The organism is Gammaproteobacteria bacterium (assembly GCA_027296625.1).
Taxonomy (GTDB): Bacteria; Pseudomonadota; Gammaproteobacteria; order JAKEHO01; family JAKEHO01; genus JAKEHO01.
In genome coordinates this window covers 21192-45632 of record JAPUIX010000183.1, presented here as the reverse complement: position 1 = coordinate 45632, position 24441 = coordinate 21192, and the positions used below count along the sequence as shown (strand labels likewise).

General features: G+C 56.2%; 18 protein-coding genes, 1 tRNA gene and 1 pseudogene. 7 read left to right on the top strand and 13 right to left on the bottom strand.

Annotated features, from left to right (window positions below):
* Positions 1-6 precede the first annotated feature (6 nt).
* Together O6944_11600 and O6944_11595 are read left to right on the top strand one after the other, a co-directional pair.
* Complete coding sequence (locus O6944_11600; GenBank protein MCZ6719778.1) at positions 7-1143, top strand: uroporphyrinogen-III C-methyltransferase; 1137 nt, start codon at positions 7-9, stop codon at positions 1141-1143.
* Positions 1140-2423, top strand: a complete 1284-nt coding sequence (locus O6944_11595; GenBank protein ID MCZ6719777.1) for a heme biosynthesis protein HemY — start codon at positions 1140-1142, stop codon at positions 2421-2423. Before O6944_11600 ends, O6944_11595 begins: the two co-directional genes overlap by 4 nt.
* Before the next feature lie 93 nt (positions 2424-2516).
* Here O6944_11595 and O6944_11590 read toward each other — a convergent pair whose 3' ends face one another.
* Both O6944_11590 and O6944_11585 read right to left on the bottom strand, forming a co-directional pair.
* The gene (locus tag O6944_11590; GenBank protein ID MCZ6719776.1) at positions 2517-3173 is read right to left on the bottom strand and encodes a ParA family protein; all 657 of its coding nucleotides are present in this window, start codon (positions 3171-3173) and stop codon (positions 2517-2519) included.
* A gap of 97 nt (positions 3174-3270) precedes the next feature.
* The gene (locus O6944_11585) at positions 3271-4143 is read right to left on the bottom strand and encodes a phosphoribulokinase (protein MCZ6719775.1); all 873 of its coding nucleotides are present in this window, start codon (positions 4141-4143) and stop codon (positions 3271-3273) included.
* 188 nt (positions 4144-4331) lie between these two features.
* Here O6944_11585 and msbA point away from each other — a divergent pair, with 188 nt between their 5' ends.
* The gene (gene msbA, locus O6944_11580) at positions 4332-6116 is read left to right on the top strand and encodes a lipid A export permease/ATP-binding protein MsbA (GenBank protein MCZ6719774.1); all 1785 of its coding nucleotides are present in this window, start codon (positions 4332-4334) and stop codon (positions 6114-6116) included.
* Positions 6117-6146: 30 nt separating this feature from the next.
* Here the strand turns inward: msbA and O6944_11575 are convergent, their stop codons facing one another.
* The 5 genes from O6944_11575 to pmbA form a co-directional block, all read right to left on the bottom strand.
* Positions 6147-7196 (bottom strand): GGDEF domain-containing protein, encoded by a 1050-nt coding sequence (locus O6944_11575; GenBank protein ID MCZ6719773.1) that lies wholly within the window; start codon positions 7194-7196, stop codon positions 6147-6149.
* Positions 7197-7215: 19 nt separating this feature from the next.
* The gene (locus tag O6944_11570; protein MCZ6719772.1) at positions 7216-9156 is read right to left on the bottom strand and encodes a DUF3488 and transglutaminase-like domain-containing protein; all 1941 of its coding nucleotides are present in this window, start codon (positions 9154-9156) and stop codon (positions 7216-7218) included.
* Between the two features lie 38 nt (positions 9157-9194).
* Positions 9195-10178, bottom strand: a complete 984-nt coding sequence (locus O6944_11565) for a DUF58 domain-containing protein (protein ID MCZ6719771.1) — start codon at positions 10176-10178, stop codon at positions 9195-9197.
* Between the two features lie 16 nt (positions 10179-10194).
* The gene (locus tag O6944_11560) at positions 10195-11142 is read right to left on the bottom strand and encodes a MoxR family ATPase (GenBank protein ID MCZ6719770.1); all 948 of its coding nucleotides are present in this window, start codon (positions 11140-11142) and stop codon (positions 10195-10197) included.
* A 221-nt stretch (positions 11143-11363) separates the two neighbouring features.
* On the bottom strand, positions 11364-12707 hold the full coding sequence (gene pmbA, locus O6944_11555) for a metalloprotease PmbA (GenBank protein ID MCZ6719769.1): 1344 nt from the start codon (positions 12705-12707) through the stop codon (positions 11364-11366).
* Between the two features lie 141 nt (positions 12708-12848).
* On the opposite strand from pmbA, the gene uvrD reads away from it, so the two are divergent.
* Positions 12849-14999, top strand: coding sequence for a DNA helicase II (uvrD, locus tag O6944_11550; protein ID MCZ6719768.1), 2151 nt, complete (start codon positions 12849-12851; stop codon positions 14997-14999).
* 14 nt (positions 15000-15013) lie between these two features.
* A complete protein-coding gene (locus O6944_11545) occupies positions 15014-16138 on the top strand; it encodes a TRAP transporter substrate-binding protein (GenBank protein ID MCZ6719767.1) in 1125 nt (374 codons plus the stop codon).
* Between the two features lie 60 nt (positions 16139-16198).
* Here the strand turns inward: O6944_11545 and O6944_11540 are convergent, their stop codons facing one another.
* Positions 16199-16738 carry a c-type cytochrome gene (locus O6944_11540; protein ID MCZ6719766.1) on the bottom strand — a complete coding sequence of 180 codons (540 nt, stop codon included), beginning with the start codon at positions 16736-16738 and terminating at the stop codon, positions 16199-16201.
* A gap of 246 nt (positions 16739-16984) precedes the next feature.
* On the opposite strand from O6944_11540, the gene O6944_11535 reads away from it, so the two are divergent.
* Positions 16985-17061 (top strand) — tRNA-Arg (locus tag O6944_11535).
* Between the two features lie 110 nt (positions 17062-17171).
* Here the strand turns inward: O6944_11535 and O6944_11530 are convergent.
* Positions 17172-18680: pseudogene (locus O6944_11530) on the bottom strand (DUF853 family protein).
* Between the two features lie 291 nt (positions 18681-18971).
* A complete protein-coding gene (locus O6944_11525) occupies positions 18972-19379 on the bottom strand; it encodes a DUF4332 domain-containing protein (protein ID MCZ6719765.1) in 408 nt (135 codons plus the stop codon).
* 335 nt (positions 19380-19714) lie between these two features.
* Between O6944_11525 and mscL the strand changes: the two genes are divergently transcribed.
* Positions 19715-20122, top strand: a complete 408-nt coding sequence (gene mscL, locus O6944_11520; protein MCZ6719764.1) for a large conductance mechanosensitive channel protein MscL — start codon at positions 19715-19717, stop codon at positions 20120-20122.
* Between the two features lie 156 nt (positions 20123-20278).
* Here mscL and O6944_11515 read toward each other — a convergent pair whose 3' ends face one another.
* The 3 genes from O6944_11515 to O6944_11505 all read right to left on the bottom strand — a co-directional run bounded on the left by O6944_11515 (position 20279) and on the right by O6944_11505 (position 24229).
* The gene (locus tag O6944_11515; GenBank protein ID MCZ6719763.1) at positions 20279-20938 is read right to left on the bottom strand and encodes a thiol:disulfide interchange protein DsbA/DsbL; all 660 of its coding nucleotides are present in this window, start codon (positions 20936-20938) and stop codon (positions 20279-20281) included.
* Between the two features lie 46 nt (positions 20939-20984).
* Positions 20985-22139 carry a c-type cytochrome biogenesis protein CcsB gene (gene ccsB / locus O6944_11510; GenBank protein ID MCZ6719762.1) on the bottom strand — a complete coding sequence of 385 codons (1155 nt, stop codon included), beginning with the start codon at positions 22137-22139 and terminating at the stop codon, positions 20985-20987.
* Positions 22140-22279: 140 nt separating this feature from the next.
* Positions 22280-24229, bottom strand: coding sequence for a cytochrome c biogenesis protein ResB (locus O6944_11505; protein MCZ6719761.1), 1950 nt, complete (start codon positions 24227-24229; stop codon positions 22280-22282).
* Positions 24230-24441: the final 212 nt, after the last annotated feature.

Here is a 24441-nt window from a genome sequence, read left to right as displayed (position 1 = left end):
GCGGTCATGGTAAGCGATCCATCTGATCAATCTGACGAGATGACCGAGCAAGGGAGTACCAAGGGCACAACTGGCGGGGATCACACCGAGCGTGCGGTGGCTAGCGCCCCTAACACAGGTCGCAGCCCAACCACTTGGGGTTGGGCCTTTGGCGTCTTGTTGGTCCTCGTCATCGTGGGATTGGGTGTCGGCGCCCACTGGATTTGGGGCGACTATACAGCCAGAAGTCAGCAGATGGCGGAGCGCATCCAGACCCTAACCCGGCAGCTCGCTGCGGTGGAGATGCACCTCAGTGCCCAGGGGGAGGCGAGGCAGCACGATCGATCCGAGGTCGAGGCATTGCAACGTGAGCAGCACGCACTGCAGGAGTCGCTGGCGAAAGTCTATTCACGCGCTCGCACGGGCCCTGTTGAGTGGACGCTCGCGGAAGTGGAATATCTTCTCATTATCGCTTCTCAGCGCCTTGCGCTTGAGTCGGATGCGGAGACGGCGCTTGTGGCACTAGAGGCCGCTGATGCGAGGTTGCGGGATCTCGGCGATCCGGACCTCATCCCGATACGGGAGCAACTCGTCAACGACATGAACCGGCTTCGCGCGGTCGAGACTGTGGATATAACGGGGCTCGCATTATATCTTGCGGACCTACAATCACGCGCAGCTGAACTGCCACTGAAGCAGACGGTGCTCGCAAGAGACCCTGAGCCCGTAACGCCTGCAAGCCCAAAGCACGCAGGTAACTGGCGGGAGTTGGTAGACATCATTTGGAAGGAGATTAAATCGTTGGTCGTAGTGAGAAAGGATGCGCAGGATGATTCGGTATTCTTACTGCCGGACCAGCGTTATTTTTTGTATCAGAATCTGCGACTAGAACTCGAAAGTGCTCGGCTGTCAGTGCTTCGCCGGGATACAGCGAATCTGAATGCCTCCATCACGGCCATCCGGGAATGGTTGGTCCGCTACTTCGACATCAAGACGCCAGCGGTGGCCAACGTTCTGGAGACCCTCGATCACATGGAGCGGCTTAATCTTGCCCCTTCGCTGCCGGGTGTTTCCTCATCCCTTGCTGCCCTTCGGACCTATGTCGAGAAAAAGGAGGCTGAGATCGGTGGAACGACGCCGAACATGACGGAGCCTCCCTCATGAGGTTGCTCGTCATGACATTGCTGGTGTTGCTGGTGGCGGTGGGGCTCGGTATTGCCGCCCGCTACGAGCCGGGGTCCGTCGTCGTTGGCTACGGCAGCTGGACCGTACAGATGAGCCTTGCCTTTTTTGTGACGGCGCTGGCACTTGGGTTTTTCCTCCTCTACGTGGTTCTGCGTCTCCTCGCCCAGCTATGGGGGGTGCCGCAGAGACTGCACTTGTGGGCTCAGGGGCGGCGCAAGCGGTCGGCCGAGAAGGCACTCTTTCGGGGACTCATTGCCCTGTCAGAAGGTGATTGGCGTCTGGCTGAAAAGACGTTGACACACGCCCTACCGGAGAGCGAAAAGGCAGTCGTCTACTATCTTGCAGCGGCACGTGCGGCACAGAAACAGAATGCCCTGGACCGTCGTGATAGTTATCTGCGGTTAGCCCACGACAGCATGCCTGAGGCGGATATTGCAGTGGGTCTGACCCAGGCAGCGCTGCAAATTCGCCAGCGGCAGATGGAGCAAGCGCTCGCCACGTTAACGCACCTACGCTCTGTCAAACCCAAGCATGCCTACGTTTTGTGGATGCTGATGCGGCTCTACCGTGAGATGCAAGATTGGGATGGGCTATTGGCTCTTCTGCCGGAGCTCAGCCGTCGCCATGTGGTCTCAGCAGAGAAGCGCAAGGGTCAGGAACTTGAAGCCTATACGGCACTCCTGCAGTGTGCTGTACAGACACCCACGGTCGAGTCCCCGGATGCCGTGTGGGCGCGCGTGCCTAGGTCCCTACGTCAAGAGGCCAGTTTGCTTCAAGCCTATGTCGAGGAAAAGGTCAAACTGTCGGATACTACTCGTTGTGAACGACTCGTTCGGGAAGCGTTGCAGCATGAATGGCATAGCTCCCTGGTCCGGTTGTATGGCTTAATTGAGGGCAAAGACGAAGCAAAGCAGCTTGCCCATGCCGAAACATGGCTCGAGTCTCATGGGAAGGACCCAGTGCTGTTAGTTACTATTGGTAGATTGTGCATGCGCAATGCCTTGTGGGGCAGGGCGCGAAGCTATTTGGAGGCCAGCATCAATCTTCAGGCCTCTCCAGAGAGTTACCGTTTGTTGGCGGATCTGTTAGAGCAGATGGGGGAGCCCGCGGCGGCAGCACTGTGTTATCGGGAGGGGCTGGTGCTCGCCACCGGTGAGAACAAAAGCGAGCCCCAGGCCGGGCTTCTTGGTGACTCGTCTAATCAGTCAACCCCCCGCCGCGTCGCGAGCGAAGCGACCAGTGGATCTTCTCCCGCTTAATCATTAGCCATCTCAAATGTTTTGGAGTAGATAAACTCGGGCGGGTCATTTATGTGCGAGTGGTGGAGCCAGCGATGTCTCGCATCAGTCGGATCACCCAGGGATGCTCCTTGTGCTGTTTAGCCATCGCAATAGAGGGACCCATTGTTCCATGTCGTAGTAGGTCATGGATGGTGCTAATTCAAAAATGGTAAGCCCCTGGTCCGCTGCGCGGACGTAGTTTTGGCTGGCTCGGAGCACAGTGAGAAACGGTAATCTCTTGCCGTTCGGGAGCTTCAGCCCCTCAAGATAGGTTTCAAGGCGGTAGGAGACGAGTGTGTCTTCGCGCACCCTGTTAGCCACTGTGGCCAGTTTCACGTTGTGGCTTAGAATTCGACGCAACCTTGTCAGTTCCACAATGAAGCGGCTTGCGGCCCGCATGTCAAGCGGTGACGGAAGGATCGGGATGACGAGGCTCTGGGCGCGGCGCACCAAATCCGCTAGGGGCCTATCATGAGTAGCGGCCTTGGCATCCATGATTACGTACTCGGTTCCCCGGGGTACGTGAAACCCGCTTGAGAATGCCTCGATTCCGTGGATTGGGGGACGATCGCTCGACCGTTCCATTAGCCAGTCAGTGCTGGATCCCTGCGGATCGCAGTCCGCAAGGACCACCTTCTTGCCGCGTAGCGCGTAATATCCGGCAATATTCACAGCAAGTGTGGTTTTCCCGCAACCCCCTTTTGGATTAAGGACCAGAATTGAACGCATCGGTGAGCTCAAATCGGTTGATTAGTGGCGATAGTATATCGGTTCTCATTCGCCTGCACCTTATTCTGCATAATCGTACGCGCGGGCGCGACGCATTTTAATTATTTTTTTCCAACATCATACGGGATATCGCTGGGCCCAGGATCGTTTGTAAGGCATCAATCATCATTACACCGGGTACTACGATGGTTGTGGGCCTTGATAGAAATGATCCATCAAAGTCAGTGACGAGCGCTTTCAAGTCTACCTCGATCTTGCTCGGATCTTTAACGTGGATCACAACGTAACTCTCAGCACTTGTGGGGATCTCCGTCACAGCAAACGGATTGGCTGTGTCAATGGTCGGGACGCGTTGAAAGTTAATATGGGTATGTGAAAACTGTGGCATGATGTATTGCACGTAGTCGTGCATTCGTCGCAAAATCATGTTGGCAGCTTCTTCAGTCGTATAACCCCGCTCTTCCTTGTCACGATGAATCTTCTGGATCCATTCAAGATTGACGATGGGCACGACACCGATCAAAAGATCCACATAAATAGCAACATTTACCTTATCGGTAACGACACCCCCATGAAGACCATCATAGAAGAGCAGATCCGTGCCCTCAGATATGGGCTCCCACGGGGTAAAGGTGCCGGGTGGTTGTTTGTAACGGGCGGCCTCGGCCGCATCATGTACATAGAATCGACGCTGACCCGTGCCGTTCGTCGAATACTGTTTGAAAAGCTGCTCTAGCTCCTCAAATAGGTTCGCTTCCGGTCCGAAGTGGCTTAGGTTTCTTCCTTCTGCTTCGGCGGTTTCCATGGCTGTCTTCATTTCAGCACGCTTAAATCGATGGAAGCTATCCCCCTGGATAATCACAGGATCGATGCGCTGCGCGTCGGCGATCCGTTCAAACGCGGCCGTCACACTGCTCGTTCCTGCCCCAGATGATCCGGTGACAGCGACAATAGGGTGTTTGCTTGACATGCCGTACTCGCAAATAGATAAATTTTTCGCCCAACTGTCGATGTTGGCACTCGTTGGCAGTGCTTATTGTATATAAATTTGAGAGACCGAGTCTCGAAGGGCGGAGGCCGGCTGCGTTAGGGTATAATCACGGCCTTGATCAGGAGAGGCTCAACCATGCGTTTTCACTGGGCTTGGAATCCTCCGGGATGAAGTTCGAGACGGCAAGCGGCATTCGATTATATTTGCGACTGCTCCGCTATGTCGTGCCGTACAAGCGCATCTTTATTTTAAGCATACTCGCCATGGCGGTATACGCGGCAACAGATCCCGCTCTGGCGGCGCTGATGAAACCGCTGCTCGATGGCACCTTGATCGAGCAAGATCCAGATGCATTGGTACAAGTGCCGTTGCTGTTTCTGGGCGTGTTCCTTGTACGTGGTTTGGCCGCGTTCTCAAGTGGCTTTTCAATTCACTGGGTCGCCAATAAGGTGCTCATGGATCTGAGAGCCGAGATGTTTGAACGGCTAGTCGCGTTGCCGGCCAGTTTCTACAACGATAACCCCTCCGGCACGCTGATCTCCAAGTTCACCTATGACGTGGCACAGATCAATACTGCCGCGACATATGCGACCTTGGTGTTGGTGCGCGATTCGCTCGCAGTACTCGGTCTTCTTGCGTTTATGTTTTATGTCGATTGGTTCTTGGCGTTAATCGCATTGATTAGTGCGCCCGTCGTTGTACTGATCGTGCGCTATTTTAGCAATCGCCTGCGGACTATGAGTCGAAACCTTCAAGGATCGATGGGAGAGCTGACCCATTTTCTTGAGGAGGCAATTAAAGCCCATAAGATCATCAAGGTATACGGTGGCCAGCAAGAAGAGATTGGACGATTCCGCCATACCATCAACTGGGCTCGCCGCTATACGATGAAGTTTGTCACGGCTGCAGTGGCGACGGGGCCATCGGTTCAGTTCATCTCTGCTGTGGTGCTCGCTTTGATCATCTATGTTGCTGCACTGCAGTCGGCTGCTGGCAAGCTTTCGGTTGGTGACTTCGTGTCCTTTTTTGGCGCGTTGGCGCTCCTGATGGGTCCTCTGAGACGGCTGGTGAAGGTCAATGAGTCCCTGCAGCCGGGCTTGGCGGCATGTGAAAGCATTTTTGGCCTCCTCGATCAAGAAACAGAGCGGGATACGGGCACGCAAGTCATTGCACGTGCCAAGGGAAAAGTTGAGTTTCGGCAGGTTTCTTTGCGTTACGCCCGTATCAGCACGGATGCGCTAACCGACATATCGATTAGAATCCGCGCAGGGGAAACGCTAGCACTGGTCGGTGCCTCCGGTAGCGGCAAGACGACGTTTGTGAATCTGATACCGCGTTTCTTTGAGGCAACATCCGGTCGGATTATGTTAGATGGGGTGGATATCCGGGACATTACCTTGGCGTCATTGCGCGCAAACATTGGCTTGGTCAGTCAGGAGGTCGTGCTATTTAATGACACCATCCGAAATAACATCGCCTATGGCGCGCTACATGAGGCGGATGACCAATCGATTGTTAAAGCGGCCGAGGCGGCCCACGCTATGGAGTTTATTCGGCAGAAGCCCGAAGGGATTGACACCCTCATTGGAGAGGATGGTGTCATGCTCTCGGGCGGTCAACGCCAGCGGCTAGCGATCGCTCGGGCGCTGTTGAAGGACGCACCTATCCTGATCTTGGACGAGGCGACATCGTCTCTCGATGCGACATCTGAACGGCACATCCAGGCAGCGCTGGAATCCCTGAAAAGAAACCGCACGTGCATCATTATTGCTCATCGATTGTCGACAATTGAAAATGCTGAGCGCATCGTCGTGATGCAAAAAGGACGCATTGTGGAGACCGGAACGCACAGCGAGTTGCTCAGACAGAATGGAGTTTACGCCAGTCTGTACCGTGTCCAGTTTGCAAACGATGTGGAACCGCCTGATAGTGCGCGGGTATCAGCGCGTTGATCAACTCGTGGGTCTATGATTCTTGAGTGCCTAGTCGCAAACGCGATTTCGACCTCCGCGTTTGGCACGATACAATGCCGCATCGGCTGCCGCGATCAGTCTTTCCGGTGTATCGTCCGGGTGCATTTGCGCAATCCCGAGAGAGATGGTCAGAGATGGCAGCTTGGTGCCATCCGATAGACTGATATCGGCTAAACCAACCACGATTCGCAGCCGCTCCGCTACCTGTCGTGCGTCCTCCAAATTGGAGCCCGGAAGGAGCGCGATGAGTTCCTCACCACCGTAGCGCGTCATGAGATCTTTGGGGCGCAGGTTATTCATAAGGCAATGGGACAGTGTGCGCAGCGCCCGATCGCCGGCGATGTGGCCGTGCGTATCGTTGTACTGCTTAAAAAAATCAATGTCGATCATGATAGCTGAAAAAGGTTGATGGCTGCTTCGGCACCGCTGCATCAGGCGCATCAGCATATTGTCTAGCCACCGGCGGTTGTAGAGCCCGGTAAGCGGGTCCACGGTGGCGTCGTATTCATATTCGCGTAAGAGTTTTTTGATCTGGTGGATCACGGAATTGCCATACCGAAGGCGCTGGGCGAGGGTGAACAGCATGTTAACTGCGACTGCATGGGAGCGCTGTATGAGCTGCCACAGGGTGCGTTCGTCGACGACTAAGACGCGAGCGCGTGTATCGGCTATGACATTGGCAGAAGCGGGCTGGTGATCCATGATCGAAATCTCACCAACGCTTTCCCCGGGCTCAATAACAGCAACGGGGCTGGCGTCCTGTGGAGACAAGTGCACCCGAAGACGACCGGAAAGTACAAGGTATAGGTGCTTACTTGCTTCGCCTGTCTTGATGAGCGTCTCGTCGGGCATGAGTTCCTGTACCGGGCAATCCCCTAACACCGCCTCAACCACACTCGGATCCGCTGATTTAAGGAGATGAAGCTGCTTGAGTTCTTCGGTCGTGGCGAGCGCTGCTGGGTCCGTCTTCAAAGACCTCGAATGGGAGTCACCTGCATCTGCTTCATGTGATGAGGAAGCTTTTGCTGGGTTATCGCCGTGCAGGTTCTTGAGCGTCATAAGCGAACAGCTGTGTCACCTAGGGATGGAAATGGCGTACGCGTGCTTTAAAGACGCTGAGGTTCCCAGGCCTTGCACTGTAACGTAGGCGGATATATTGATTGGTGATGTCATCGATCTCGTCGGCTCTTGCAGGGTAGCGCACTGAGGCGCGCCGGGCGAACTCGATAGGTCCCTCAAAGGTTGCCCGTGCGATCCCGCGCCGCGCAAGCCGCCGACAGAATTGATCATAAGCCGCTCGAATGGGATCGATTGAAGATTTGGGCCGCCAGAATAGCCAGAGTGCGACGCCAAATAGGATCGTCGTGCTGGAGGCAACGAGTCCCAACGTCATGCCGCGCCAGTCAATTTGGCCGATACCGAGCTCCGAGAGTAATTGAACCTGTCGTTTCGGCCCGTAACCCAAAACCCATTGGTTCCACTGATTTTTCGTAGCGTCCCACGTGTTGTGTAGGCGCCGCCAGAGTTGGCGAATGGTTGCGTTGTGTTCCAAGGTGAGTGAAATAGCGGCGATCCCCGGTGTGGTCACTAGCCCCGCTGCCAACTCAATCCGGCTTGGGTGGATCGCTGTGGTGGGATCGATGCGTACCCAGCCACGTTCGCTAAACCAGACCTCGGCCCAGGCATGGGCATCACGCTGGCGCACGATGAAGTAATCTCCGATGGGGTTGTATTCGCCTCCGTGATAGCCTGTCACGATCCGGGTAGGGATCCCAGCGGCGCGCATGAGCGTTGCAAATGCGCCAGCATAGTGCTCACAAAATCCCCGTCGCGTATCAAACAGAAACCCGTCGACGCTATCGCCAGTGATCAAGGGTGGTGTCAGCGTGTAATAGAATTCCTCTGCGTGGAAGAACTCCAGCGCCCGCTGCACCACTTCCTCCGCGCCGCTGCTCTTCTCGCGCCAGGTTCTGGCCAGGGCGAGGGCGCGCGGGTGTCGAGCGACGGGTAACTGCAGTGCCCGGCTCTTTTCAAAGATATCGGTCGTGCTAATGCGATATTGCGGGTACGAGTCCGCCGTGTAGCGCAGTCGCCGACGCACGGGCGCCAGGGCAATCATCTGGAAATCCCGTGTCAGGCGGCCAACCGGGAGGGACGAACTCGGCATGTCCAGGACAAAGAGCCAGCGCTGGTTGTGTGGCTCCAACGTGACCGTGTACGTAACGGGTCTGTCGTACACGTATACGGGTACGAGCGCCGCATTGCGGCTGATTCCCGGGGTCCATGTTTGGCCATCGGTTGCCCAGAGCACAGGGCCGCGCCAGTAGCGCAGAGATGGGTCGGGCGCCGCGCTGTGAAATTTGACACGAAAGGCTACGGCGTTTGACTGACTCAGCTTGCTGATCGTCCCGGGTGCCATTTCGTCATTCAGGACGGGCAGGTTCGCATAGGCCTCAATCGGCACGCCCCATAATGGGCCTGAGATGCGTGGGAACAACAAAAAGGCGACCAGCATGATCGGTAGTGACTGCATCACCAATGAGGCAGAAAGGCGCAGGCGGTGTGTGGCTGTAAGTTTGGCATTGGCATCGTTGAGCGCAATGAGGCTGGCTGTGATGACGATCACGATCCCAAACATGTAGAGTGCCGTGGGGATGGATTGAGAGTAGAGAAAGTTGGTAATAACGAGAAAGTAGCCTATGAATACCAGCACAAAGTGGTCTCGCCTGCTGCGTATCTCGAGCAGCTTTAACCCCAGCAGCACCACTAAGAGCGGAACGCCCGCATCGCGACCCATGAGGGTACCGAAACTTAAGTACACCGCGACGACGAGGCCGAGCGTCAGCACGTGGCGCACGCTTGATAAGCGTCGGAGCCAGTGACTGATCGCCTGCGAGCCCTGAAGGTGCTCGAGGAGGCGCCCGAGGGCGATCACAGCGAACCACACCGGTATCCAAAGAGGCATACGTCCTGTGTGTGGCGCGATCACAAGCCCGAGACCCAGGACTAACCATGCCATTGGGTTATTAAGATCAAGCCATCTGGTGCGGGGGCTGCTCACGAGGCAATCCCGTAGAGCGCCAGTGCCTCGAGACATTCGCGACGATGGCCCTCGCCGTGATCAAGGGGACGTATAGTTCCCGGGACGCGAAGGCTGTAGCGCAAACCCTCTGCGTGGGCACCAATGACCCAGAGGCAGAGTTGTGACAGGCGTGCCTCATCATGGGGCAAATGTGCCACATTAGCCCAGGAGAGCCACAGCGCGGCGCCGCTGCCACCAAAGCGTTTAATCAAAAGCCGCTGGCCCCGCGCCACGGCCTTCCAGGCGATGTATCGCGTTGAGTCACCGGGGATGTAATGGCGGAATCCGAGAAAGTCCTCCGTGCCGGCCTGGCTCCCTGCGCGAGCCTCGGTCCCATCGGGGATGGTTGACGGCAGGGCATGTTGCCCTGCCGGACGAGGGTAGACCAAGCACGATAGCCCCGGATCGATATATGACCAGGCACAAAAAAGCCCCAGCGGAAAACCGGTGGACAGTTTTAGGCGACCTAATGTAAGTCGGCCCCTTTTCACGGCGGGTACGGGGACGGACGCAGACAGGAGTTGATCGTTTGGCACGTCGACCAGCGTGGGCAGGCTTTCACCCTTAGATGGGTGTCGCGGGGAACCATTTTTCTTCTCCCGCTTTGGCCAGCGCTCAAGTGCTACTGCGAAGCGGGCGTCACTACCGCGATTATCGAGGCAGATTCGAAAGACCGCCTCATCCCCGGCGAAGACCGGCGTCACGGTTGCTCCGTAAACAGTGAGGCCGGCAAGGTTGCGGTAAGTGTGCAGGATGGTGACCAGCATCAGGCTGCCCAATAAGAAGGTGAGAAGATAGCCGAGGTTGTTGTTGTAATTGATGGAACCGAACAGCATGACAAGCAGTGCTATGGCAAACGTATAACCGTAGCGTGTTGGCAGAATAAACACTTGGTGCCGGTCGAGGCGAACAGGATGCGCTACGGTGTTGAGCCTTGGAAGATCAAGGGATATGCCCATATTTATCTGCTCATTGCTATGGGATAGGAACCTGCGCAATAAAGTCACTGGCGAGTCTGGTGGGTGAATAGTCACTCTCGCCCTGAGTTGGGCGCAGACGATGTCCGATCACGCTGGGAAGGACGGCCTGGACATCTTCGGGGAGTACTTCAGCGTGGCCATGCATCAAGGCCCAGGCCTGGGAGGCGCGTAGAATTGCAAGGCCGGCACGGGGTGATAGCCCGTTTAGGTAGTAAGGTGATTGACGACTAAATTCCAGGAGATCCTGCAGATAATCGAACAAGGCGCTGGCGACATGGACCTGGGCAACCTCTTGCTGGATAGATAAAAGTCGCTCGGCATCGATCACTGGGCCCATATCGGCGAGGATATCTCGACGATCGCGACCCTTTAGGAGATCACGTTCTGCCGCGGCGTCCGGATAACCAAGTTCTAGTCGCATCAAGAACCGATCGAGTTGGGACTCAGGAAGTGGGAAGGTGCCGATCAGGTGCGACGGGTTCTGCGTCGCGATAACAAAAAACGGTTTTGGTAGTGGCCGGGTTTCACCTTCGAGAGTGACCTGATCTTCTTCCATGGCTTCCAATAATGCACTTTGACTTCGGGGCGTCGCCCGGTTTACCTCATCGGCTAGGATGACGTGTGAAAATATCGGGCCCGGGTGAAAGGTAAATGTGGCGGTCTGTTGGTTATAGACAGACACACCAAGAATGTCGGCGGGCAATAGGTCACTGGTAAACTGGATTCGTTGAAAGCTGAGCCCCAGTGCTCGCGCCAGCGCGTGTGCCAATGTCGTCTTCCCGACGCCGGGCAGGTCTTCGATCAACAAATGACCGCGCGCCATTAGGCAAGCCAGCGCAAGGCGGATGACGTCTTCTTTGCCCAGAATGATTTGCGTTGTTTGATCAATCAGCCGGTCCAGGGCGTCTGTGGCGCTGCGATCAGGGGCGCTTTGCTCCAGCATAAGTCTGTCACTCCAACGGGGTTTTGTATCAAATAGTTGAGGCGCCGAGCTAACCCCAATGAGCATAGCCTAGTTTTCATTGTGCTGGGGAACGCGGAGCGGAATTGTCTGGGACACACCCCCTGGATGAGGCCGTAGGCGGGCCACTTAAATCCCCTTGGGTCAAAATGGGGGGCATGGTAAGCGATTGCCATGCTGACCCATCTACAGCAGAGTGACCTCTACTCGCCTGCTATGGTCATGTGTTCGATGAGGACGGAGCCCGTGCGGATATTCCCGCGGGTATCCACATCGCTCCCTACCTCTACCAGCTGCAGAAACATATCTTGCAGATTGCCAGCAATCGTGATCTCCTCCACGGGGAATTGGATGGTGCCCCGTTCCACCCAGAACCCGATCGCACCCTGCGAGTAATCGCCGGTGACCAGGTTGACGCCAAAGCCCATGAGGTCTGTCACCAGAAGGCCGGTGTCCATCATCTGTAAGATGCCAGGGAGGTCACACTCGCCCGGGTCGACGGTGAGATTGTGGACACCCCCGGCGTTGCCGGTGGTCTGCATGCCAAGTTTGCGGGCCGAATAGGCGCTCAGCACATAGCCCTGGAGTATGCCGTCTTTGATGATATCGCGCGCCCGGGTAGCGACACCGTCATTGTCGAACGGCGCGCTGCCGAGCGCCTTCTTGAGGTGGGGCTGTTCGTGGATGCGGATGTGCGGAGCGAACACCTGTTTGCCGAGGTGGTCTAGCAAAAAGGACGACTTCCGGTAGAGATTGCCGCCGGTGATGGCACTCGTAAAGTGCGCGAAGAGACTCTTCGCCACCTCTGCCTCGAAGACAACAGGCACATTGCGTGTGGATAAGCGCTTTGCACCGAGCCGACGTACTGTCCGTTGGCCAGCACGCCGCCCCACCGATCCTGCGCTTTGCAGCTCACGTGGATCCCGGGCGACGGAATACCAGCTGTCCCGCTGCATCCCGCTGGCGTCTTCGGCGATCACCGTGCACTCGATACTGTGACCGGTCCAGGACCAGGCGCCCAGAAAACCCGTCGTGTTGCCGTAGACATGCTGTCCCCGATGGGTGTTGACCGTAGCGCCTTCGGAGTTGTTGATGCGCGCGTCGAGCGTTCGGGCCTCGGTCTCACAGGTCTCTGCGAGCCCAATGGCTTCATCCGGCGCAAGATCCCACGGGTGATGGAGATCCAGATCCGGGATGGTCTTAGCCATCAACTCAGGCTCCACAAGGCCCGCACTGGCGTCCTCCTGGGTGTAACGCGCGATGGCACAGGCAGCCTGAACCGTGTCCGCTATCGCGCGCGCGCTCAGATCCGAAGTACTCGCACTCCCCTTCTGCTTGCCAATGTAGACCGTAACGCCCAAGACCTTGTCTCGATGGTGTTCGATCGTCTCCACCTCCCCCAGACGCACGGTGATCGCAAGACCGGACCCTGTGTCGATACTGGCCTCGGCGGCCGTCGCGCCATGCGCCCTGCCTTCATCAAGCAACTGGGCGATAAGCGAGCACAGGGTATCGGTATTGGGTGCCGAACGGTTGGTCAGCGCGATTTCGGACACGTATCGAGTTCCAGCTTGGATGTGCCCCTATTCTACCGCGTCCTCACAGCATGCGGCGCATCGCGCGCCTGCGCTTTGGGGCGCGTGGCACTTCACAGTGCAAAAGGCCAAAGCCGACGTTAAAATTGCTGGATGGATGTCTCTCCCATCCTCGATCCCCTCAATGAAGCGCAACGTGAAGCCGTTGCGGCACCCCCCGGCAATATCCTTGTGTTGGCTGGTGCTGGGAGTGGTAAAACCCGTGTACTCGCGCATCGCGTTGCATGGTATATCCAAACGGGCCAGGCGAGCCCGTATGGAATCCTCGCCGTCACGTTTACCAACAAGGCTGCCACGGAGATGCGCGCCCGCATCGAGGAGCTTCTGGGGGCGCCTTGCAGCGGCATGTGGGTCGGCACGTTCCATGGTATTGCCCATCGGCTGCTGCGGGCCCATTGGCAGGAGGCCGGGCTGCCGCAAAGCTTCCAAATCCTGGACGCTGAGGATCAATATCGAACCATCCGCCGCGTCATCCGGACACTAGAGCTTGATGAGTCCCGGTGGCCACCAAAAGAAGCACAGTGGTTTATCAATGCGCGCAAGGATGAGGGGCTGCGCGCTCGGCATCTCGAGGATTTTGGTGATCGCTCGCACCAACAGATGATCCGGATCTACCACACCTACGAAGAAGTCTGTCGGCGATCCGGGCTGGTGGATTTTGGCGAACTGCTGCTTTGTGCTCACGAACTGTGGCGGGAGAAACCAACATTGCTTCGGCATTACCAGGATCGCTTCAAACACGTGCTCGTGGATGAATTCCAGGATACGAACGCCCTTCAGTATGCGTGGTTGCGCCTTTTAGTGGGATCGAGCGGCATGCTGTTCACTGTGGGGGATGACGACCAGTCAATTTATAGCTGGCGTGGGGCGCGCATCGAAAACATGCAGCGATTCGAGGAAGATTTTCCGGACAGCCGTCTATTGCGCTTGGAGCAGAACTATCGCTCGACCGGAACAATATTGGCCGCTGCGAACGCCTTGATTGGACATAATCGTTCGCGGCTCGGTAAAGAGCTATGGACCGACGGGCCGGATGGCGAGAAAATTGCGGTCTATCGGGCCTTCAACGAACAGGATGAGGCCCGCTATGTGGTCGATCGGATGAGGGCATGGCGCGGAGATGGGCGGCCTTATCGAGCGTGTGCTCTGCTCTATCGTGTCAGTGCCCAGTCGCGGGTTTTTGAGGAAGGCCTGATTCATGCGGGGATCCCCTATCGTGTGCACGGGGGGCTCAGGTTCTATGAACGCGCTGAGATCAAGGACGCACTGGCCTATGTGCGCCTTTCGGCCTTTCCGGACGATGATGCGTCCTTTGAGCGGGTGTGCAACACGCCGCCACGGGGTATCGGTACGCGCACGATGGTGGCGATACGCACGCTGGCGAGCTCGGAAGGTTTGCCGTTGTGGCAAGCTGCCGTGCGAATCACCCGAGATGGGGGGATCAGCGCACGGGCGCAGAATGCGGTGCACCGGTTTTTGGAACTGATTCGGCGGATGCAAGAAGCCATGACGGGGTTGGCACTGCCCGATGCAGTAGAGCACGTCGTCGCTGAGAGTGGGCTGGTTGATCACTATCGCAAACTGAGAGACGAACGGGCCTTGGGGCGCATTGAGAATCTGGAGGAACTGGTCACCGCGGCCCGTCAGTTTGAGGTCGGCGCAGACGATGATCTGGCGCCTCTGCCCGCCTTTCTGGCCCATGCGGCGCTCGAAGCTGGGGAAGCGCAGGCCGATGCCTTCGAAGACGGCGTGCAGTTGATGACCCTGCATGCAGCAAAGGGTTTGGAATTCCCGTTGGTGTTTCTGGTGGGTATGGAGGAGGGTCTGTTTCCTCACCAGCGTAGCAGTGACGACCCCGCCCAGCTGGAAGAGGAGCGACGGCTCTGTTATGTCGGTATTACCCGGGCAAAGGAGCAACTCGTCATTAGCCATGCCGAGTGCCGCCGTTTACATGGATCGGATTTGTATCAGCAGGCATCCCGCTTTCTGAGCGAGCTGCCCATCGAGTTTGTAAGTGAAGTACGTGTTGGAGGAACGGCGACGGAGCCCATCGTACTCGACGAGAATGCCAGCGAGGTTTGCGGTGAATTGCAACTCGGCCAGCGGGTTCTACACGCCAAGTTTGGGGAGGGCGTGGTGCTCAATCTGGAGGGGCGGGGTGGCCACGCCCGTGTGCAAGTCAATTTTGAACAGGCAGGCCGTAAATGGCTGGTGGCGGCGTACGCGGGATTGCAGACGATCTAGGCATCGACTCCGCCATGAACCTATTCCGCTCTCCATGCTCGCGCATTGTTCGTTACCTTATTGGCGCTTTTAGTTTGTTATTGACTTGTGGATGTGATGGCGGTGATGGCCCTGCCAGGCCGCGGACACCTTCAGATAATCCCAGCAAGGTATTTCATTGGAAGATGGTGACCACGTGGCCGGCCAATTTCCCCGTATTTCAGGAGGGCGCTGAGCAATTCGCGGAGGATGTCCGCGTTATGAGCGGTGGGCGCTTGGTTATCGAAGTCTTTGCCGGCGGGGAGCTGGTGCCACCGCTCCAGGCGTTTGACGCGGTTTCCCAGGGCACCGTGGAGATGGGCCATGGTTCGGCCTATTACTGGGCCGGCAAGATCCCGGCCGCGCAATTTTTTTCCACTGTCCCGTTCGGGATGACGGCGAAGGGGATGAACTCTTGGCTGTACAGCGGCGGGGGATTGGCACTCTGGGGTGAGCTCTATCAGCCGTTTAATCTGGTGGTCTTTCCCATGGGCAACACAGGGGTGCAGATGGGCGGCTGGTTCAACAAGAAGATTGAATCGGTGGCTGATCTGAAGGGACTCAAGATGCGCATCCCGGGCCTCGGTGGCAATGTGCTGGCGAAGGCCGGCGGTAATCCGGTCCTGATGGCGGGCGGTGAACTCTACATCGCGCTTGAGCGGGGCACAATCGACGCCACGGAATGGGTCGGTCCCTATCACGATCTGAGATTGGGGCTGCACCGCGCGGCGAAATATTATTACTACCCGGGCTGGCACGAACCGGGCACGGCGTTGGAGCTCATTATCAGCGCTAGGGCCTGGGACGAATTGCCCGATGATCTAAAGACCATCATCGAAGTGGCGGCACGGGCCGCCAGTCTGTGGATGTATGCCCAGTTTGAGACGCTAAACCTCGAGGCCCTGCAAGAGCTTAAGGAGGTCCACCATGTGGAGGTCCTGGAGTTCCCGCCGGATGTGTTGCGAGAGTTACGGGCATTGACGCACGAGACGCTGGAGGAAGAGGCCGGGAAGGATGCAACTTTCAAGCGCATCTACGATGCCTACCGGGAATTTCGCGCCAGGCACGACGCCTGGAATGCGATCGCCGATGACGCCTACCGACGCAGTCTACAATACTAGCAGTAAGGAAAAAGGGAAGCCCTGAAACTTCCCTCTTCGAATCGATTCTCTAACGTGATTCTATTGGGCTTGGTCCACCATATAGCTCACGGCTGTCTTGACCTCCTCGTCGCTCAAGTCCGTGAATCCACCCTTAGGCGGCATGAGCCCGGTACTCCCTTGAAAGCCCTTGATGGCATGCTCATAGAGCACATCCATACCTTGGTTGATGCGTGGCGCCCAGGCGGCGGCATCGCCCAGTTTGGGGGCGCCGGCGACACCCGCCCCGTGGCAGGCGACACAGGCCTTATCGTATATTTTCTTGCCCTCTTCAGTTAAAGCCACGGCCTGGGGTGCGGGGGAGCCCAGGAGGTCCTCACTGATCATGTTTTCCTCGCGTACGTCCGTCACGCTAGCCACTTTCACCTTGCCGACCGGTTTAATGGTCTCATCGACTGCTTTGGCGATCTCGGCTTTGGCTTCTTTGCTGGTTGGTGCCGCTGCGTAGTGGCCTTCGCCAATGGCACGCGCCACCAAGAAGAAGACCAACACGGCGGCGATGAGCGCGCCCATCACGCCGGCGACGTTTCTAAAAAATAGTGTGTCTTGTTCTTTGCTCATGCTGCCTCCCTTTTGCTCTCTTGGGGTTACCGCCCGGATGCTTGATTATTGGTGGGCCCGAAGATTCGGCGAAAATATTACCAGATCCCGTGTCGCTGAACACTCGGCCGTGGACTGGTCTGCCGCAAACGGGTACGCTACATTTGACGCCCCAGAGCCAGGTTCTGCTTGGATAGGTGGGGTGTTGTGTCCAAATGGGGCCTCATTGGACGGTTGATAAGTCAATCCTGCATGCAGCGAATTCCTGCGCCCTTAGCTCAGTTGGATAGAGCGTTGGCCTCCGGAGCCAAAGGTCAGAGGTTCGAATCCTCTAGGGCGCGCCAGACACGTCTGATCAAGCGTCATTCAAATCGATTCTGGAAGGGGTTATACGCGGTCGGACTTCGCTCTTGTCGGTGTCAGTGCTGGGAATTATTCGAAGCCCGAGTGAGGCTCACCGGCCACCCAAAAGGGAACCCAGCAGCCCGCGGACAATTCGCCGCCCAAGGCGTCCGCCTACCTGGCTGCCAACGGCACGCGCGGCGCTTTTGATAAAGGCTTCACTGACACCCTGGCGCTGCCGCCCGGCAGAGCGCCGGGCACGTTTCTCGACTTCTTTTTGTCGCTTAGTCTCTTCGGCTTCGGCGCGTCTGGCGGCTTCTTCGGTTGCTGCCTTCTCGGCACGTTGCTCCAATAACTCATAGGCCGATTCGCGGTCGATATCCTGGTCGTAGCGGCCGCGCATCGGTGAACGGTCTAGGATTTCTTTGCGTTCGGCATCATCCAACGGCCCGATACGGGATTCGGGTGGTCGCATCAAGACACGTTCCACGGGTGTTGGGCTCCCGCTCTCATCGAGCACCGACACCAAGGCTTCGCCAATGCCGAGTTCGGTGATCGCGCGTTGCGGATCCACACCGGGGTTGGGTCAAAAGGTCTCGGCGACGGTTCTTACGACTTTTTTGTCCTTTGGGGTGAACGCGCGCAGGGCATGCTGTATGCGGCAACCGAGCTGGCCCAACACATCCTCGGGGATATCGAGCGGGCTCTGGGTGATGAAAAAAACGCCAACCCCTTTTGAGCGAATCAGGCGCACCACCTGTTCGATTTTGTCGTGCAGCGCTCTCGGGGCTCTGTTGAATAACAAATGCGCCTCGTCGAAAAAGAAGACAAACTTGGGACGATCGGCGTCGCCGACTTCGGGTAGTTGTTCAAATAGCTCGGCCAGAAGCCACAGCAGAAATGTTGCGTACAGTCTTGGGGACTCGGAAACTAAGCGGGTAACGTCCAGAATGCTGATGACTCCGTTTCCGGAGAAATCATGTTGCATCAGATCTGAAAGTTGTAGTGCGGGTTCGCCAAAAAATTTCTCGGCCCCTTGCTCCGCGAGAACGAGGAGCCGCCGTTGAATGGCCCCAATACTTGCATTCGAGATATTGCCGTACTCATTCGGAAGTTCCTTGGCGTTTTCTCCCATCCAGTGGAGCATGGCGCGCAGATCTTTCAAATCGAGCAAGAGTAAGCCGCCGTCGTCGGCCATCTTAAACGTGCTGTACAAGACGCCAGTCTGCGTGTCGTTCAGTTCAAACAGATTGGACAGCATCAAGGGCCCAAGATCGGATATCGTGGCTCGAATGGGGTGCCCAAGATCCCCGTCGAGATCCCAGAAGAGTACTGGGTTTGGCCGTTGTTGGTAGTCGGTGATTTTAATCTTGCGGACGCGCTCATCGATCTTGGGGTGCGGCTTTCCCGGGTTGGCGAGTCCGGACAGATCGCCTTTGACATCGGTCAGGAAAACCGGCACGCCGATTCGGGAGAAACCCTCGGCTAGTACTTGTAGCGAAACGGTCTTACCGGTGCCCGTGGCGCCGGCGATGAGCCCATGCCGGTTCCCCATTCGCGCCGCCATGCGACACTGGCGGTCTCCGGTGCCACCGATAAGGAGTTCGGGTCCGTTTGTCATTTTGGGCTGTCTCCGTAGCGATTGGTAAGACGGATTTTCCCTTCGGGTTGCGAGTGTATCGCGACCGACAGGTCAATTGAATCAGTCAAGCGGGGTTGTCATGCGCAGTATATGGCTGGCAAAATCTGTTGTCGGTACGTTAAGCAGATTGGACCTCGGGGAGTTGGCACCAGCCGGCATAAAACGGCCAGGCCCTAAGTGGGCCTGGTCGGTCTGTGCTGCGAGGATCCCTTTAAATAGAAAGTTTGCCGGCGTTGGGCCAAGGCGTTCCGGTGGATTCCTACCGAAATCTCAGTACGTCACCACCGGTGGCAGCTCTTTGGCCTGGGCGATCCAATCTTCGATCTGTTTCAGGCTCGGAACTACCCGGCAGAGCCGCTTTGTGCCATTGACCTCTTCCATCTTAGCGGCGAGGTTTTCTGCGTTACGGTGTCTGAGCTCTTTCACTGTATCCACGCCCGACGCTTCCAGCAGCTCAGCGTATTCGCCGGCCACTCCCTTAATCCGAAACAAGTCAGCCATATTCACGCAACGCAAGACGACCGAATCGCTGATACCGGTCTTGGCGGCGATCGTCTGACGACCATCAGGCGTAGCGCCAGCGTTGAGCAGAGCCTCGGGCGTTCCGCAACCGGCATTGCGGAGTTTTTCACCATACGCAGGACCAATGCCCTCGATTGTCTCTATTGATTGACTCATGATATGGGCCTCCCCACTGTTTTTGTCGTTTGTCGCGAAGCCATAGGTTCTCAGCCATGCTGTAAGCCACGGCAACACTTGGTGCTGAACATATCACTATGCCACAAATCCAACACTGGGAGAATACCGCGTTTGGCGAACAGGCACCCCCGGAGCAAGTGGTTTGATCCTGCTGAATTGGAATCGATGGTTCGAATTTTAACCGGGTCTACGGTATCTGGTATCGCATTTCTAAAAGGTGGTGTGGTGGTGTTCAACAATCCGAAACGTTAACTCTTCGAGGGGATAAAAGCGCTACGGGTTGGCTAACAATACGCCTTAGAGGAGGGAGAGACATGCTTAAAGAATTCAAAGAGTTCGCGCTGAAAGGCAACATGCTGGATATGGCAACCGGGATCGTCATCGGTGCCGCAGTCGGCACGGTGGTCAACAGTCTGGTCAATGACGTCCTTATGCCGCCTGTTGGCTTGCTTTTGGGGGGCGTAGATTTCTCCAATTGGTTTTTGGTGATTAAGGAGGGGGCGACCGCGGCCCCCTATTCGATCGTCGAAGCGGCGGCGGAGGCTGGGGCAGTGACCGTGAATTGGGGATTGTTTATCAACAACCTAATCAGTTTCCTGGTCGTTTCGTTTGTAATCTATTTGCTAATACGGGCCATGAATCAGTTGCGGCGTGCCGAAGAAGCCGCACCGACCCGCCACCTAGAGGTGAAATATTACTGGGAGAGATCAGAGATCTTCTAAAGAAACAGCAAGCACAAGCCCACAAACCCCCAAGCCGTGCAAACAGTTTGGGGGTTTTATTTGCGAATGATTGGGGCAGACGTAAAAAAACGTGTGCTCTATCGGAATGTTGGTATCCTGTGCTGCAGCAAGGCCTTTTCTCATTTCTGAAATAATCTAGGGCTGAGCGGCTACCTTACTCGCCTGTCTTTCCTGTTCGATGAGCTCGTTGACGGCCTGGATGAGATTCGCATAGCTCCCGGTAATACTGGCGCTGGACCGATACTTTCCATTCACGATCATCGAGGGCACGCCAGTGACACCGTAGCGTTGACCCATGACGACCGCCTGCTTGACTTTGCTATCGACGGTAAATGAGTTGTAGGCCTTAGTGAAGTCCTCCTCACGTACCCCGTGGCTCACAAAGAATGCCTTCAGCGATGCTTCGTCGTTGAGCTTTTGGTTGTCTTTGTGAATGGCATCAAAGAGCGGTGTGTGGATTTCCTCGACAATCCCAAGTTGCTCGGCCGTGTAGTAGGCCCTCGCATGAGCCATCCAGCTTTTTCTGAAGACACCGGGCATGCGCTTGAACTGCACGTCGGGGGATATCGTGGCGAGCCACTCATTGAGGTAAGGTTCAAAATCATAACAGTGGGAACAGCCATACCAGAACACTTCGACCACCTCCACTTTGCCATCGGTGTCTGTCGGTTGTGGTGGCACGATACGCCGGTAGGCATGTTCCGGGCCAGACTGTGGTTCGGCCGCAGTGGCGAGACCGGCTCCTGCAAATGGCGTAAGCCAAACGACGCATAACAAGACAAGGATTCTTTTCATCGGATGGGGCCCCATTTATTGGGCTATGAATTGTATGGCATGCTCCCTACAACTCGCCGTAAGAATGCAGGCCGGACAGAAACATATTGACGCCAAGAAATGCAAACAATGTGACGAACAATCCCACGATGGCCCACCAGGCCATGGGCATCCCACGCCAGCCCTTGGCAATGCGCATGTGCAACCAGGCAGCATAGTTTAGCCATACGATTAAGGCCCAGGTTTCTTTCGGGTCCCAGGACCAATAACCGCCCCATGCCTCCGCCGCCCACAAGGACCCTAGGATGGTCGCAATGGTGAAGAAGGCGAAACCCAGAGCAATCGCCTTGTACATGACATCGTCAAGCAAATCGAGGGGTGGTAGGCGTGCTGCCATGAACCCATGAGGCCGTGTCTTTTCGCTCAGCGCGCGCAGCAGGTAGGTTACGCCAACCATGGCCGCCAGGCTGAAGCAGCCATAGCCTATAAAATTGGCGGGCACGTGGATCTTCATCCAATAACTCTGAAGGGCGGGCACCAAAGGCTGGATCTCGTTGGCGCCCCGATCAAACGTGTACCACAATAAGAAACCGACTGCTGCGCTGACGATGAGCAGAACGAATCCTCCCATGGCGCGCGTTCTGTATTTCGCTTCATAGAAAAGGTACACAAGCGACGTGATGATGCAGAATAGGATAAAGACTTCATAGAGATTGCTGACAGGAATGTGGCCCACGTCAGTACTGATGAGATACGATTCGCGCCAGCGCACCATCAAGCCAATGAGCCCCATCGCGATCGCTGACCAGGTCATGGCTGTCGCAACCTTGCCGGTAAACTCCGAGTTGGCAAAGAGGCTTCCGAAGTAGGTAAAGGTCGCCATCACATAGAGGGCACTCATCCACATCGTTGCGGATTGACTTGACAGAAGATACTTTAGAAAAAACTTTTCTTCGCCGCTTGCGAGTGAGGTGCCGTATAGGCTAATGCTGAACAGACTCAAGGCGGCTACAGTAATGGTGAGGAACCGAATCGGCTTCCACTTCCATCCTATGACCATCAGCGCGGCGGTGGCCATACCCAGAATGCCCACTTCGTAGGCATCCATAAAATCCCAATAGGCGATAGTGGTGTAGGTCACTGCCCCAGCGAGTACGGCAGACCACAACCAGGCCAAGATGCCCAACGTTTGACGTAGCGGTCGCTGCCCGGGCGCACGCATCAGTGAATCGCGTGTCACTGCCATCGCTTGCTCTCCGTCGTTTTCCAGTGTCTGAGCATTATATTAAAGTATATTAGATGGCGATCTGGCCGGTTTGTTGCCTAAATGTGGGCCGCTATGCGGTGGATGGTCATGTTGATTCATCTAGTTTTTGTTATGGCGTCGTGTAGATTCCGCCGCAGTTGAACGAATTCCTTAGCGAAATCGTGCTGATGCCGCAGCCTGCTACCGGCCAGGAGAATGTGCGTCGCCCCCCCGTTCGTGGCAATGAGCGCCCATACTCTTTGATGGGGAACATAAAGTAGGAGAAAAATGCCGGTAATTAGCATCGCGAAGCCAAGATACACTATATTTTTTCCTGGCGTACGGGTAATGAGTAAGCCGGTCGCCTGTCTATGCTCAAAGTCCTCGAGTTGGAGATAAAATGGCGATCCGTATCTGTGAAGCACGGATAGCGCACTGACCGCGTCCTCGAAGAACTGTCTGTCTTCTGGGCTGATCTCTTTGCTTGTGTCGATCCCTTCCTCTTCCAATACGGCCATATAGATGTCTCGCAGCCCATGATCCAATACTTTAAGGTAGGCCTCGGCTGCGGCACCACGCTTGTCTTCCGGTACGTTCGCGTCAAGATACTCGCTCAATGCGTCGTAGCCACCCGCCCTAAAAATTTCCACGAGCTGCGCCATGGCAGTGCTGACCTCTTCTTGAAGTTTGGTGTCGTCGATTCGCGCTTCAGCGAGTGAACGGCGTGTGGTGTCTTGGGTGATCTCAGCAAGTCGTTTGTCATCGCTTAAAAGCATCTGAAAGCGAAGGAATCGGCCAGGCTCGCCGCTGGCATCCGCAGGAATATGCAGGTACTTGAATTCTTCGGCAGGGGAGGAACGCACGCCACTCAAGTAAAACGGCCGCGTCTCGAATGTGACGGGGTACATGTAGTTGATGTACTCCTTGGCGACGCCATTGGGCCAGCGGAGTTTGAATGTGAAACTTGGGCCGGCGTCCCTGAACGATTTTCCTGACGGGTCGCCTTCGGGGGTGGGTTGGATATTGAAACGACGGAAATCAGTTAGTTCCAGGCGCAGCGGTCCTTCGAGGGTGTTGAGGTTAAGGTCTTCGTTTATCACGCCAGTTAATTCAAGGATGTCGCGTTCGCCGTTGGCGGGGCCCCTCAGAGATGTTGCTTTCAGCTGCAACTTGGAGCCGCCATCCCCGAAACTCGCCTGGTAGAGGGTATAGCCGTTGTAAGTCAACGGCTTGTTGACGCCAATGGTGTACCGCAAGGGCGTAGGCATTTTCGGATCGTGGATCAGCAGATCTGTCTCGAATGATTTGGGTTGACCGTTTGCGTAATGTGCGATCCTAAAGTCTCTTACTTCCACCACAAAGGGTAATTCCTGTACCACGTAGCCCTCGGCGATGTTGATAAATGCCACATCCACGGCACTTCCTTCGGGTATTGAGACGTTTCCCCGAAATGAGGGGTTGTGCGTTGGCAGGCGGCTTTGCGCCGGCACTTCGGAAACTGGGATGTCACGGGTTTCAATAGTGATGTGACCTGAAAGCGCCTTGAGCTTCAGCGGCAGGTTGCCGTCCAAAAGTCCCGCGACGCAGATGGTTACGATTGCTATATGTGTCAGCAGATACCCTGCGCGGTTGCTTGCCCCCTTCATCGCAGCGAGGACGGTATGGGTCCCGTGATCCTTAATGCGCAGCCTATAACCCAGGCCTTTAAGGATTGCGCTGATCCTTGCCAAGACCTGTTCGAGAGGCCTTTGGACCGTCCATTGTGCGCGATTGGGCAAATTTTGGAGCGAACGTTCCTGAATGTTCTCCCGAAATTCGCGCATGCTGCGGATCATGATGGGAGCGTTACGGATTACGCATACACTGGTCGAGAGGACGAGAAAGGTGAGGGCGAAAAGAAACCAACCGGACGCGTAGACATCGTAGAGGCCCAGTGTCTTGAAGACCTCGTGCCAAAACGGGCCGAATTTGATGATGTAGTTTTGGTACGACTCATTCTGACGCAACACCGTACCGATCACTGAGGCAATGGCAATCCCCACAAAAAGCGTGATGGCCAAGTTCATTGAGCCGAGGAATTGCATCCATATCCGGGCAAGGCTGGCAGGAGATCGGGACGTTATCGTCGAGGCGTTCACAATGAAAAGCGTGACTTGCTGTTGAAATTTAGAGCCTTTCGATAGATGCGGGCCAAAGGCGTACTGCCCGATGGCAGATACACACTAATTAAGTCGAGTCTTAACCTGCCTGATGGTTGCTGGCGGAAAAATTTACTCTT

Coding starts and splice junctions, on each gene's coding strand:
- O6944_11505 (MCZ6719761.1), bottom strand. CDS start 24,229: ATGAACTTGGCCATCACGCTTTTTGTGGGGATTGCCATTGCCTCAGTG.
- mscL (MCZ6719764.1), top strand. CDS start 19,715: ATGCTTAAAGAATTCAAAGAGTTCGCGCTGAAAGGCAACATGCTGGAT.
- O6944_11575 (MCZ6719773.1), bottom strand. CDS start 7,196: ATGACGCTCAAGAACCTGCACGGCGATAACCCAGCAAAAGCTTCCTCA.
- O6944_11585 (MCZ6719775.1), bottom strand. CDS start 4,143: ATGTCAAGCAAACACCCTATTGTCGCTGTCACCGGATCATCTGGGGCA.
- O6944_11565 (MCZ6719771.1), bottom strand. CDS start 10,178: ATGGGCATATCCCTTGATCTTCCAAGGCTCAACACCGTAGCGCATCCT.
- uvrD (MCZ6719768.1), top strand. CDS start 12,849: ATGGATGTCTCTCCCATCCTCGATCCCCTCAATGAAGCGCAACGTGAA.
- O6944_11590 (MCZ6719776.1), bottom strand. CDS start 3,173: ATGCGTTCAATTCTGGTCCTTAATCCAAAAGGGGGTTGCGGGAAAACC.
- O6944_11545 (MCZ6719767.1), top strand. CDS start 15,014: ATGAACCTATTCCGCTCTCCATGCTCGCGCATTGTTCGTTACCTTATT.
- O6944_11540 (MCZ6719766.1), bottom strand. CDS start 16,738: ATGAGCAAAGAACAAGACACACTATTTTTTAGAAACGTCGCCGGCGTG.
- O6944_11600 (MCZ6719778.1), top strand. CDS start 7: ATGGTAAGCGATCCATCTGATCAATCTGACGAGATGACCGAGCAAGGG.
- O6944_11595 (MCZ6719777.1), top strand. CDS start 1,140: ATGAGGTTGCTCGTCATGACATTGCTGGTGTTGCTGGTGGCGGTGGGG.
- msbA (MCZ6719774.1), top strand. CDS start 4,332: ATGAAGTTCGAGACGGCAAGCGGCATTCGATTATATTTGCGACTGCTC.
- O6944_11525 (MCZ6719765.1), bottom strand. CDS start 19,379: ATGAGTCAATCAATAGAGACAATCGAGGGCATTGGTCCTGCGTATGGT.
- ccsB (MCZ6719762.1), bottom strand. CDS start 22,139: ATGCGTGCGCCCGGGCAGCGACCGCTACGTCAAACGTTGGGCATCTTG.
- O6944_11560 (MCZ6719770.1), bottom strand. CDS start 11,142: ATGCTGGAGCAAAGCGCCCCTGATCGCAGCGCCACAGACGCCCTGGAC.
- O6944_11515 (MCZ6719763.1), bottom strand. CDS start 20,938: ATGAAAAGAATCCTTGTCTTGTTATGCGTCGTTTGGCTTACGCCATTT.
- O6944_11570 (MCZ6719772.1), bottom strand. CDS start 9,156: ATGGCATGGTTAGTCCTGGGTCTCGGGCTTGTGATCGCGCCACACACA.